The 13119-nt window shown below is 47.5% G+C and carries 10 protein-coding genes and 1 pseudogene; 9 read left to right on the forward strand and 2 right to left on the reverse strand.

Annotated elements, in window-relative coordinates; translation table 11 throughout:
- Positions 1 to 86: 86 nt before the first annotated feature.
- Positions 87 to 2258: a bifunctional 23S rRNA (guanine(2069)-N(7))-methyltransferase RlmK/23S rRNA (guanine(2445)-N(2))-methyltransferase RlmL gene (gene rlmKL / locus J7439_RS21410; RefSeq protein ID WP_209204028.1), complete on the reverse strand. Its 2172-nt coding sequence runs from the start codon at positions 2256 to 2258 to the stop codon at positions 87 to 89.
- A gap of 290 nt (positions 2259 to 2548) precedes the next feature.
- Between rlmKL and rmf the strand changes: the two genes are divergently transcribed.
- Entirely contained in the window at positions 2549 to 2779 is a 231-nt protein-coding gene (gene rmf / locus J7439_RS21415) for a ribosome modulation factor (RefSeq protein ID WP_209204038.1), read from the forward strand.
- Between the two features lie 61 nt (positions 2780 to 2840).
- Here rmf and J7439_RS21420 read toward each other — a convergent pair whose 3' ends face one another.
- Positions 2841 to 3863: a quinone-dependent dihydroorotate dehydrogenase gene (locus tag J7439_RS21420; protein WP_209204029.1), complete on the reverse strand. Its 1023-nt coding sequence runs from the start codon at positions 3861 to 3863 to the stop codon at positions 2841 to 2843.
- Positions 3864 to 4161: 298 nt separating this feature from the next.
- Here J7439_RS21420 and J7439_RS21425 point away from each other — a divergent pair, with 298 nt between their 5' ends.
- The 8 genes and pseudogenes from J7439_RS21425 to J7439_RS21460 all read left to right on the forward strand — a co-directional run.
- Entirely contained in the window at positions 4162 to 4488 is a 327-nt protein-coding gene (locus J7439_RS21425) for a hypothetical protein (RefSeq protein WP_209204030.1), read from the forward strand.
- 235 nt (positions 4489 to 4723) lie between these two features.
- On the forward strand, positions 4724 to 6685 hold the full coding sequence (locus J7439_RS21430) for an ankyrin repeat domain-containing protein (RefSeq protein WP_209204031.1): 1962 nt from the start codon (positions 4724 to 4726) through the stop codon (positions 6683 to 6685).
- A gap of 346 nt (positions 6686 to 7031) precedes the next feature.
- Positions 7032 to 9215: an ankyrin repeat domain-containing protein gene (locus J7439_RS21435; RefSeq protein ID WP_209204032.1), complete on the forward strand. Its 2184-nt coding sequence runs from the start codon at positions 7032 to 7034 to the stop codon at positions 9213 to 9215.
- Positions 9216 to 9534: 319 nt separating this feature from the next.
- Entirely contained in the window at positions 9535 to 10701 is a 1167-nt protein-coding gene (locus tag J7439_RS21440) for an ankyrin repeat domain-containing protein (protein ID WP_209204033.1), read from the forward strand.
- Positions 10691 to 12133, forward strand: coding sequence for an ankyrin repeat domain-containing protein (locus J7439_RS21445; protein ID WP_209204034.1), 1443 nt, complete (start codon positions 10691 to 10693; stop codon positions 12131 to 12133). Before J7439_RS21440 ends, J7439_RS21445 begins: the two co-directional genes overlap by 11 nt.
- Positions 12134 to 12254: 121 nt before the next feature.
- Complete coding sequence (gene tnpA / locus J7439_RS21450; RefSeq protein WP_209204035.1) at positions 12255 to 12554, forward strand: IS66 family insertion sequence element accessory protein TnpA; 300 nt, start codon at positions 12255 to 12257, stop codon at positions 12552 to 12554.
- Between the two features lie 22 nt (positions 12555 to 12576).
- The gene (tnpB, locus tag J7439_RS21455; RefSeq protein ID WP_353623096.1) at positions 12577 to 12888 is read left to right on the forward strand and encodes an IS66 family insertion sequence element accessory protein TnpB; all 312 of its coding nucleotides are present in this window, start codon (positions 12577 to 12579) and stop codon (positions 12886 to 12888) included.
- 116 nt (positions 12889 to 13004) lie between these two features.
- Positions 13005 to 13119: pseudogene (locus J7439_RS21460) on the forward strand (IS66 family transposase); the annotation flags it as partial.

Raw genomic sequence — 13119 nt, forward strand, 5'->3', positions numbered from 1 at the left:
AGAGTGAGGCTTTATAACCACAAAGATTAATATGGACTATAAATATTACTGAATTAAATGCTCAGGCTCTGTTGACGCCATCGTACTCAGCGCTGAATAGACCAGCAACGGTGAATACCCGGTCTTCGCTGGAAATCCCGATCAATGGTAGTAGCAGTGATCTCCTCAACACTGAACTTCTGCTCCAGTTCTTTGGCCAGCTGGAAACGTCGGAAGTTGTTGGAGAAATAGAGCACCCCACCCGGTTTCAGCCTGGCCATTGCCCGCTCGATCAACTCAACATGGGCTTCCTGCACATCAAATACCCCGCGCATCCGCTTGGAGTTTGAGAAGGTAGGGGGATCCATAAAGATCAGATCATAGTTCCGTGTCTCCTGTTTCAGCCACTGCAGGCAGTCCGTCTGCTCCAGCCGGTGTTTGCGATCCACCAGGCCATTGAGCGCCAGATTCTTTCTGGCCCAGCCAAGGTAGGTATTCGACAGATCGACACTGGTGGTACTGGCTGCACCGGCCACGGCGGCATGAACGGTTGCCGTTCCGGTGTAACAGAACAGGTTCAGGAAATCTTTACCTGCGGCCTCCCGGGCAATGCGCAGGCGCATTTTCCGGTGATCCAGAAACAGTCCGGTATCCAGATAGTCCCTCAGGTTCACCAGTAAACGACAGTCCCCTTCTTTCACCTCAAGCATATCACCGGACTGCTCAAGCTTTTCGTACTGCCGCTTGCCAGACTGACGTTCACGACGCTTGAAGACCACATGACTATCCGGAATACCCAATACACCGGGAATCACCTCCAGCGCTTCCAGCAGACGCTGGTGAGCCTTCGTCTCATCAATACTTTTTGGTGCCGCGTATTCCTGCACATGAACCCAATCCCTGTAGAGATCCACGGCAACGGCATACTCCGGCATATCCGCATCATATAGACGATAGCAGTCGACACTCTCTTTCCTGGCCCACTTACCCAACTGCTTGAGATTTTTCTTCAACCGGTTGGCAAACATTTCACCACCGGCGGTGCTGGCCTTGAATAAGGTATTAGCCGCACTGTCCGGACGGCTCTGGCCGGAAGCTGGCTGGTCAGCCTGTCGTTCACGAACATCATAGAGAAACAGCTTGCAGGAGAGCGCACCATTAAACAGGGTATAGCTTTTCTTCGGCCCCATGCCCAGACTTCTGATCAGCGCCTGTGAAGAGGTAAAGATCGCCGCCTGCCAACCCGGCGTCTGCTGTTTGATTTTTTCGCCAAGGTGTTTGTAGAGATAAACGAGACTGGCCTCATCGCCCATGCGCTCACCATAGGGTGGGTTAGCAATCACCAGTCCGGCTGGAATGTCAGGGTCAACCTTCAGACTGGCCAGCTCCTGCTGTTTGACATTAATCAGCTTACCCAGCCCGGCACGCTGGATATTGGCCCTGGCTCTCCCGACAATTTTTGGCAGACCTTCATAACCGACGATGGTCGTCTTAATCGCAGCCAGGCCAGCCGTGCGACGGGTACGGGCTTCCTCAAGTACTGCCAACCAGATTTTGGGAATATGCCCCATCCACTTATCAAAGCCAAAACGGGCCCTGAGCAATCCGGGCGCTATATCCGCTGCCATCATGGCACCTTCAATCAGAAAGGTGCCTGAACCACACATAGGGTCCAGCAGTGTGCTGCCCTGCTTCGCCAGTTCAGGCCAGCGGGCACGGTACAAAATCGCTGCCGCCAGGTTTTCTTTCAGGGGTGCTTCACCCGCTTCCAGGCGGTAACCGCGCTCATGCAGGCTCTGGCCGGACAGGTCAATGGCAACAAATGCCCTGCCGCTTCTGGCATGCACATTGACCCGCAGATCCGGCTTGCTGTTATCGACAGATGGCCGCCAGCCATAACGATCACGCAGCTGATCAACAATGGCATCCTTTACCAACTGGGAACCAAAGCGGGTATGGGTGATATCCGGTGTCGAACCATTGAAATCAATCCGAAAGCTGGAGCCCTGATCCAGATGCTCATCCCAGTCAAACGACTGCACACCCCGATACAGCGCATGCTTGTCAGAAGCATCCACTTCGCCGATGCGCAGCAGAATCCGACTGGCCAGACGAGACCACAGGCAAGCCCTGTAGGCCAACTCAAGGTGACCGGCAAAGCTGACGCCGGCAACCGTCTCTGCCACTTCACTGGCTCCCAGTTCCTTCAGCTCTTCTGCCAGCAGGGATTCTACCCCCTTGGGACAACTGGCAAACAGAGTCAACATCGTTGTACTCATAACGTCATATTCCTGAAAAATGCTAAAAAACAGCTCTTATTAACTAAAAATTCTCAATGTTTTCTCAACAAAAGCTTCAGATTTGGATAAAACTTAGAACGTTGACTTTCCTTGGGTGAATACCTTCTTCAGTCGACACTTTACCCGCACTGTATTTTGGGGGAGGACAGTTAGCACTTGCGACTAGTTACCTCCACCACTGGGTGAAGTCAGCTGTCCGGTAATTCTGAACCAAACCCGAGGCGCCAGGGAGGCCGTCAAAAACCATATCAGCAAGAGGCATTACCATGTTGAAAAGACTCAAAAGGGATAAATCAGATAGAGCCTTTAATAAAGGATACCAAGTGGGCCTGTCTGGCCGTTCCAGGGATATCTGCCCCCATCAGGAGACAGATTTGCGCCAGTCGTGGTTAAGTGGCTGGCGAGAAGGTCGCGTTGATAACTGGGAAGGAAAGACGGGAATTTCGGCGTTACACCGAATGTATAACTTCTCTCACTCCTATTCGGCCGACCAGCTCTGACTGTCTATTAAAAAGCCCCATTCGGGGCTTTCAGAAATTACCCGTGGATAAACGCGCTTTCTTATGCATCAACAGAGTAGACGGCTTCCGCAGCCTCTCGGATCAACTCCGGCCCCTTATAAATAAAGCCTGAATATATCTGCACCAGGCTGGCCCCCGCCCGGATCTTATCAGCCGCCGTCTGAGCATCCATAACACCACCAACACCGATAATCGGCAGCTTACCGGAAAGCTCACTGGCAAGCAGTCGAATCACTGCCGTGGACTTATCACTCAACGGCGCACCACTGAGTCCTCCCGCTTCCTCGGCTGTGGCAAAGCCGCTGACCTTATCTCGATCCAGTGTCGTATTGGTGGCAATAACGCCATCCAGTTCATACGACACCAACTCGGCAGCAACTGCGGCTATTTCATCGTCGGTCATATCCGGGGCAATTTTGATGGCCAGAGGAACCTGGCGACCATAGGCTTTAGCCAGTGATGCCTGTTCTTCCTTCAACACTGACAGCAGGCTTTTCAAGGCATCACCATATTGCAGTTTCCTTAACCCGGGAGTATTCGGGGAAGACAGGTTAACCGCAACATAACCGGCATGGGGATATACCTTACGCAAACAGGTGAGATAATCCCGGTTGGCATCTTCAACAGCCGTGGTCAGGTTCTTGCCAATATTAATACCGATAATGCCTTTGTACTGGCTCTTTTGAACATTCGCGACCAGCTGATCCACCCCCAGATTATTAAACCCCATACGGTTGATCAACGCTTCTCTCTCAGGGATACGGAACATTCTTGGTTTGGGGTTGCCGGGCTGCCCCACTGGCGTCACGGTTCCCAGCTCAAGAAAGCCAAAGCCCAGACTGCCCAGACCATCGATGCACTCACCATTTTTATCCAGCCCCGCTGCCAGCCCAACCGGATTGTTAAAGGTCAATCCCATCACTTCCCTTGGTTTGACAGGGACAGCAGGTGCCATCAACCGGGTAAGACCAAGACGCCCTCCCGCACTGATCATTTCCATGGCAAAATCATGGGCAGTTTCGGCAGAAAGGCAAAACAGGGCACTTCGTGTCAATTTATACATAGGGCTTATCGATCAGTATGCGCCAGACAAAATTCGAAGGAGTATACGATTTCTAATCCCTTTTGTCTCCAGGAGACTCCTTATAAGAGTTCATCGTGCGACAAAAAACATGAACGGATAAAACCGGGAGCAAAGGGTTATCTCCACATAGTCACAGTAGGAATGGCGGTCACCCGCCACACCCTGCGCAGATCCGTACTTGCACTGCAAGCGCATACGTCTCCTACCTCGAGTATTTAACGTCAAACCGTTGTCCGGCCATGTATGAATAACTTTTACTTTAGGCGACACAGTGTTGATGAAGGCACCAAACTTCCAGATGACTTTTCCCTTTGAGATTCCAGGCGATCCAAAATACGACTTAGTCAGAAAACTGCTGGAATATACGACAAACCTTGAGAAAAAAATCACGCTACTTCTTGAGGATATTAGCTGTCTCCGAGAGGATAATACCTGTCTTCTTGAGGATAATACCCGCTTGGATAAGCGAGTGACTGCTCTTGAGAATGAAATCCATCGTCTTAAAGGGTTCAACTGCAAACCGGACATAAAGCCCAATACCAAGCCACTGGAAACTCTGCACGAAACTCGGCACAACGCCTTTGACCTCTCCTTTCTGAATTAACGCCCATTGTCTGGTGTAACGCGGTTAGGCTCGTGCATAACTTTAGAATTAAACGACAATCGCCTTGCTCTTGTTATAAAGTTTGATTTTTATGGAACTTATTTCTGCTGATTTTATCTTAACAATTGCTTTTAAAGACACAGCCATGCATCTGTGCCTTTGATTATTGAAATATATAATTTTATTAATTATGTACTTATATCCAAAATTTAACATTAACATGAAGTAGGTCAAAATGATGAACAGTATCAGCGACAGTTCGGCAGGCTTACCACTTAATTGTTCCTCAATATGTATAAATGACGGAAGTATCGGAGGACAGTTTGGTGGGCACTCACTGGTGGAAACGTCTTGTAAACCGGAAGGCCACGTTTTCCACTTGGAATGCATCACCCAACACCTGGACAAGCAGAAAGAGATAAGTCTTGATAAACGCCAATGTAGTGAATGCAATGAACCGGCACTGCCATTGATTCCTAAGGACGGGAGTGAAGTCGATGAACACAGATATTGTGAATCATCCCCGATACTTAATCAATGCCGTACCGGTGATCTGGAAATCCTGGAATTTCTGCTGGACAAAAATGAGGCTTATGCAAATAAGGCTTACAAATCGGCGCTAACCCATGTTAAAGAGTACCCGTTAGCTGTCGCCATAAAGTACCAAAATACTGATTTAATCCAGACTCTGGTCAACCACGGTGCCGACGTCAATGCTCGCGATGATGATGGTGAAACAGTTCTCCACTTAGCCGCTCGTAACGGCAACGCAGAGAGCGTCAGGGCACTGCTGGACATTGATCCCTTTCTGGCCATAGATAAAAATAATGATGGTAAGACCGCTCTCGATTTGGCTCTCGATGCTCACGATCTTGATCGCACCCAGCGTCAGGAAATCCTTAAAAGGGCGCTAGATAATCCTGCTCTCAGCAAAGCTGACAGGTTTGACGACCCAGAAAACGAATTCATCGAGCAGCTGGGCAATGATCGATCCCGGCTTTCTGCCGCTCTCCACAATGCGGTCGACAATGGGAATATAAAGATGGTCAAGAAATTGCTGACCAATGACCGCTCCTTGGCTAAAGATAAGGATGGCGATGGCAACACGGTTCTCGTCAATGCTGCCAGAATAGGCAGAACAGAGTTTGTTAAGGCATTGCTGGCCATTGCCCCCTCCTTAGCCGAAGATGATGACAGTGTCTCCAAAGCTCTCGAAAGTGCTGCCTTCAGTGGCCACGAAGATACCGTCAGGACATTGTGGAACATTAACCCCTCCCTCGGGCCCAAGGTTTTCATATCGGCTATTAAAGATAACCTGGCAGAGGTTGTCGGTGTTTTTGTGCGTATTAATGACTCCTTGGCCAAGGAGCAAATGGCTCTCCACTTCGCTATCGCTAATAACTGCAGGCGTACCGTCGATTCCTTGCTGCGCTTTGATACCTCCCTGGCCAAACATAGGGATAGCAGAGGTTTATCGGCTTTCGAACTAGCAATACAGGCAAATACGGATATCGCCAAAAAAATGCTGGACAATGATAGTGGCCTGGCTAAAGAAGTGGATAATAGGAATCAAACACCTCTTCACCTTGCTGCCAAGTATGGCGACTTAGCGTTAGTTGAGAAATTACTGAGTATTGACCGCAAGCTCGTCGATAAGGAGGATATAGATCGCCTTAGGCCGCTCGAAAATGCTGCCAACGAAGGCAATGCAGAAATTATCAAGAAATTGCTGAACATTAACCAAACCCTGGCCACTCATAAGGTTAGCAGGCCGGCTATCCACCTTGCTGCCTACAATGGCCACAGCGATGCCGTCAAAGCATTGCTGAGTATTGACCGCCGCTTCGCCGAAAAAATGGCCAAAATGGTGATTGGCTCTGGCGATACGCCTCTCCACACTGCTGCTACATATGGCCACGCAGCGGTCGTCAAAGCATTGCTGGACTTTGACCCCTCTCTTGCCGAAGAAAAGAATGATAATGGCTTTACGGCTCTCGACAGGGCCGTCGATGCATTGCAGGCCTTTAACGCTTCTCTTGCCGAAGAAAAGAATGATAATGGCTGTACGGCTCCCGACAGGTCTAACCGCCATGGTTTCACAGAGGTAAAAAGACTCCTTCAAGAAGCAAATCAAGCCCGGGCCTGTCGTCAACCTGAGTCTGAAAGAATGCCCGGCAGCGTCTCCAACCTTCTTTGAGGAATTTATTCCGGGCTGTCCGAGATGCGATCTGAGTCTGAAAGAATGCTGAAGGACATCCCCAACCGATTTCGAAGGTTTTACGAGATGGCAACACAGCGATCGTCGAGCGGTCGCTGAGGATTGACTACAGGGAGGATACAGATGGCTTTAGGCCTCTCTACCATGCGGCAACAAAAGCCCATACACAGATGTTCTCAACGCATTGCTGGCCTTTAACCCCACTCTTGCGGAAGAAAGGGATATAAATGGCAATCGTCTTGTTAAAAATTCTATTTTTTATGGAATTTTCTCTGCTGATTTTTGTCTTACCGAAGGCATTACGTCATTAAACCAAGGTAAAGCAATGAATAGTGTCAGGGGAAATGCGACGGGTTTATCCTTTAATTGCCACCTCTGTGATAGTGGCGACCCGCCTATCGGACAACATGATAAGCGACAGGTCAAAGCCTCTTGTCCGGACTCACACGTTTTCCACTGGAAATGCATCACCAAATGGTTTGACAGTGAACAGCAGGCCGCAAAAAGTCTTGGGCAACGCAAATGCAGTCAATGCCAGCAACAGGCTGAGCCATTTATTCTTATGAGCGGGGACACTGTCCCTGGCAAATATTCATCTTATTGCAAGTCTCTCGACACTCCTGTTTTCAAAGATAATACAGGCAGAGCCAGGAATGATCCCTCACTGGGCAAAATGGATAAGCAAGGCAATACGACTCTCCACGAAGCTGTTCTTCGGGGCAGTAAAGAGAAAGTCGAGGAAATACTGAGGGACACCTCATCTCTCAATCTCGTGAAGATGAAGAATAATCGGGGCGAAACCGCTTTTGACATGGCTGTTCGTCGTAACCAGGCAAGGATCGTCGAAGTCTTTATGAAAAAAGATGAAACCCTGGCCTGGAAAGATGGCACGTCGGCTCTTCACAAAGCTGTCGAATTTAACAGCAGCGAGACCGTCAAGGTATTGCTGACCATGGCCCCGGCCCTTGACAAAATCAGGAATAAAGATAACAAGACTGCTCTCCAGATAGCTACTGATAAAGGCTACACAAAGACCCTCAATGTATTTAAGGAGTTTACTGCTTCCCTGGCCGATCATGAAAAAGGCAACAGTACGCTCACAATCAACGTGAAGCTTGACGATACCGAAAAAGCTGGCAAAACAGCTCAGGCTGGCTCTGTTGCCACTAACGACCCTGACCCGACTGATACTGCGGTTGACTCTTGTAAAAAGCCATTAAATGAAGGCGCATCAGCGGTTGTTAATGGTAAATTCTCTACTTCCTCAACCCTTATTAACCGCAAGACCATCGAACAAGAAAACGACACTGGGTGTCTGCGTGAGCTGACTGATATGGATAACAGAGGAGTGGACTTTAATGCCCGTGAAAACGACGGTATCACGCCTTTGATGGAAGTAGATGTCAATGTCAAAACACGTATAGATGGTGCTACGCCCTTGCGTATGGCCGCTCAGAACGGCCACTCAGAGTCCGCCCGGGAGCTGCTGAAAAAATATCAAACCTCAGTCAATAAGAACGATAGCTGCACGGCTCTCCACTTAGCTGCCCGTAATGGCCACACAGAGGCCGTCAAGGCAATGCTGGCCATTGACCCCTCCTTAGCCAAAGATAATGACAGTATCTCCAAAGCTCTCAAATATGCTGCCTTCAATGGCCATGAAGACACCGTCAAGACATTCTTGAGCATTAACCCCTCCCTCGAGCCCACAGTTTTCAGATCGGCTATTGCTGGTAACTTAGCAGAGGTTGTTGTTGTTTTTCTGCGTATTAATCCCTCCCTGGCCAGGCAACAAATGGCTCTTCACTTGGCTACCGCTAATAACTGCAGGCGTACCGTCGATGTATTGCTGCGCTTTGATATCTCCCTGGCGAAAGTTAGGGATGGCAATGGCCATTCGGCTTTAGACATAGCAATCATACGGAAAAATACGCATATCGCCGAAACAATGCTGAACATAGATAGAGACCTGGCTCAACAAGAGAATAATAAGAATCAAACACCGCTTCACCTTGCTGCCTTGCATGGCGTCACAGCGGTTGTCGAGCGATTGCTGGGGATTGACCGCAACCAGGTCTACAGGGAGGATGAAAATGGCAATAGGCCTCTCTACTATGCGGCAAAAAAAGGCCATACACAGATTATCAGACAATTGCTGAACATTGACCAAACCCTGGCCTTTCATAAGATTGGCGATAACATGACGGCTCTCCACATTGCCGCCTATGGTGGCCAGAAAGATGCCGTCAATGCATTACTGGATATTGACCGCCCCTTGGCCGAATTTTTGGCCAAAATCAGGGTTGGCCCTAATGGCGTGATGCCCATCCACCGTGCTGCCCTCGGTGGCCACACAGATGTTCTCAACGCATTGCTGGCCTTTAACCCCACTCTTGCGAAAGAAAGGGATATAAATGGCAATAAGGCTCTCGACTTCGCTATCAGGATGAATCAAACAGGTGCAATAAAACTCCTTCAAAATAGAGCCAAGGCCTGTCTTCTACTGTGAACAATACAATTGAGCGGGGAACCGGCACCGTGCCTTGTACCGGTAGAGGCAGTCAGAGTTTACCAGTAACAACCGCTGATGCGGCTTCATCCAACAGCTTCAGGCTGGATAATAGTAAATTTGCCGATGCCGCTCCCCTTAATTGTTTCAAACCTGCACTTCGTGCTACGTGCTGCACCAAACTCTGTGCAGCGGGTTTTATTTCTCATTTCTAAATAAATAACGACACTCATCTTGTAAAAATTCTATTTTTTATGGAATTTTCTCTGCTGATTTTTGTCTCACCGAAGGCATTACGTCATTAAACTAAAGTAAAGCAATGAATAGTGTCAGGGGAAATGCGACGGGTTTATTCTTTAATTGCCACCTCTGTGATAGTGGCGACCCGCCTATCGGACAACATGATAAGCGACAGGTCAAAGCCTCTTGTCCGGACTCACACGTTTTCCACTGGAAATGCATCACCAAATGGTTTGACAGTGAACAGCAGGCCGGAAAAAGTCTTGGGACACGCAAATGCAGTCAATGCCAGCAACAGGCTGAGCCATTTATTCTTATGAGCGGGGACACTGTCCCTGGCAAATATTCATCTTATTGTAAGTCTCTCGACACTCCTGTTTTCAAAGATAATACAGGCAGAGCCAAGAATGATCCCTCACTGGGCAAAATTAAGGATAAGCAAGGCAATACGACACTCCACGAAGCTGTTCTTCGGGGCAGTAAAGAGAAAGTCGAGGAAATACTGAGGGACACCTCATCTCTCAATCTCGTGAAGATGAAGAATAATAAGGGCGAAACCGCTTTTGACATGGCTGTTCGTCGTAACCTGGCAAAGATCGTCGAAGTCTTTATGAAAAAAGATGAAACCCTGGCCTGGAAAGATGGCACGTCGGCTCTTCACAAAGCTGTCGAATCTAACAGCAGCGAGACCGTCAAGGTATTGCTGACCATTGCCCCGGCCCTTGACAAAATCAGGAATAAAGATAACAAGACGGCTCTCCAAATAGCTACTGATAAAGGCTACACAAAGACCGTCAATGTATTTAAGGAGTTTACTGCTTCCCTGGCCGATCATGAAAAAGGCAACAGTACGCTCACAACCAACATGAAGCTCGACGATACTGATAAAGCTGATAAAACAGCTCAGGCTGGCTCTGTTGTCACTAGCGACTCTGTCACGACTGATACTGCGGTTGACTCTCGCAAAAAGCCATTGAATGACAGCCCGGATACTAACCCGGCACCACGGGAACTGACAAAAACTGAGTCATCCACTAACAGCAGAAACAAAGCTTTGGATGATTATGTTGCTGAGAAAGACGACTTTAAATGTCTAGAATATCTAACCAATAAAAAAGTGACTATCCATGACGCTGATGAGAGTGGGAAAACAGCCCTGCATCATGCTGCTGAGAAGGGTCACTTCTATTGTCTGATACATCTATTAGATAAAATGGGGGCGGATATCAACATCCTTGATAATTGATAAGAGTGGTAAAATAGCGCTGCATTATGCAATATCAGCAAAAGATGAAAAAGATTTGGATACATATAAAAAATGCTTGAATACATTATGCGACGAGAAACACATTAATGAACTCTCGATCAAAAATATCGGTCTCGTCCTGCGATTTGCCATCGAAGAAAATCATGACCCACGAAGCCTGGAGAAACTGTTCGATAAGATGGACTTTAGGGTAAAAATCGAAGACGGTAAAACACTCCTGCACTTCGCTGTTGAAAATGGCAACCATCATTACCTCAAAAAAATTCTAGAGAAACCGGGATCAGCAGAATTCATCGATATTAAGGATGACAAAAGTAGGACTCCCCTCCACTATGCAGCTTTTAAAGCCAACATTCATTGCATTATCTTACTACTGTATGAGGAATATGAAGAAAAAGGTAAACAGGCGAACCGTAGCCAAAAAAATAAGTTGCGCGAGAAAATACGAGATTGCATCAATGATAAAGATGACAATGGAGATACTGCACTGCTTTTGGCTGCACAAAACAGTGATATTTTATGCATAAAAGAGCTAATAAAGGCTAATGCTGACGTGTGTGAAAAAGATAAATCCCTTATGACGCTAATGCATCATATAGCAAGATCAAATAACAAAGACAAAAATGAATTACTGGATGATTTACTGGAAGGCCGCATAAAAATAAAAGATATTACGAAAACTGCTGAGGTGAAATCGTATACTCCACTGCAATACGCAGCTTATTACGGCAATATCGACTTTGTGAAAAAGATCCTCGATAAATCTAATAAATTTAATAGATTTGAGAAAAAAATAAAATCCAAGATTATTGGTAAAGATAAGAATAAAGAAACTTCACTACTGAATTTGGCTATTAAGGGAGACCAAGGCTATTGCCTTGTGAAACTGCTCGAATTCATAAAAGCAGACGATACAACACTTTCGGAGTTCTTTCTGAATTCTGCAATTAAGGGCAAATACTCCTGCCTGAAAGAGCTTAATGATTTTTACAATGACAAGTTAGATTACAATCACAAGTGCGAGCAGGGTATGAGCGCCTTGCATTATGTCGTCAAACATGAGTGCTGGGTAAACAGTAAAACCGATGTAGATGTAATTGAAGGGTATAGATCTTGTCTAGATCTCCTGCTCCGGCAAGATAAAGTAAAAATCAATTCCCCCAATAATCAAAAGAGGACACCATTACATCTAGCTGCCCAGGCAGACAATATTTATTGTTTAACAGAGTTGTTAAAGAAAAAAGAAAAAATAGATATCAATGCTAAGGATAATTCTGGGTGTACAGCCTTTCATCTGGCTGCCAAGGCAAAGAGTAAAAGGTGTTTCAACAAATTGCATAAGCAAAGAAAATTAGATAAGAATGCTGAGGATCAAGATAAGAAAACAGCCTTTAGTTATGCCAATTGGTAAGCGCCAAAATAACCAACGTTCTACCCGACTGAACTTTGGCGTAAGCGCTTATTTAAGGACGTCTTCAAAACCCAACATCTGTCTGCCACGCTAACCCCTGTTTCAAAAACAGGAGCGAGCCGTGAATCAAAAACAACCAAACCGCCGCACTTCTGAACAGTGGCAAGGCCTCATCGATCAACAGCGGGAAAGCGGCGTCAGCCAGAAAGCTTTTTGCCTTTCGCGCAATATCTGCCTGTCAACTTTCACATTGTGGAAGCGCAAACTAAGGCAGGCAACCGAAAGGCCTGATCAACCAGCACAACCAAACTCTGACTGGTTCGAATTTAAAACTGATTTTCACCACACACCATCAGACCTGCCTCCATGGGAAATTGAACTCGAATTACCCGGTGGTGTAACCCTGCGTATGCGGCGTTGATCATTTTTTTCCTGAATCACAGGTGCGGGTCTGGCTTTATAACCGCCCCACCGATATGAGGAAGTCATACAACGCCCTGGTCGCCCTGGTGAAAAATACCCTTGAGGAAGACCCGTTGAGTAGGCAGTTGTTCGTCTTCATCAATCGTCGTCGAAACCAGTGCAAGGTGCTGTACTTTGAACGCAGTGGTTACTGCATCTGGAGTAAACGACTGGAGCAGGGTCAGTTTCACTCCCACGCCGGTCCGGCGGTTAAACAGCTACTTGCATTGACCGACCTGAAGCTGATCATTGACGGTATTGATACCCGTTCTATCCGCTATCACGTTTGGTGAAAAATCGGAAAAGAGACTGATAGAAAACCCGGACCAGCTGGCTCTCGGGGAGATCCTCAAGGACATTGAGTCTCCAGAGATTCCGGAAACAGAAATCATCACCCTCCGGCCTGTTTGACCGCAGCTTTGCCGATGTGAGTTTTATAGCTGGCCTGCTGGTTGAGAAATACCGCTACCACCTGCCGCTTTATCGTCAACACCAGAGACTGGAAGCCAGCGGTATCACCGTCA

This window comes from Salinisphaera sp. G21_0, assembly GCF_017744115.1.
GTDB lineage: Bacteria > Pseudomonadota > Gammaproteobacteria > Pseudomonadales > Endozoicomonadaceae > Endozoicomonas.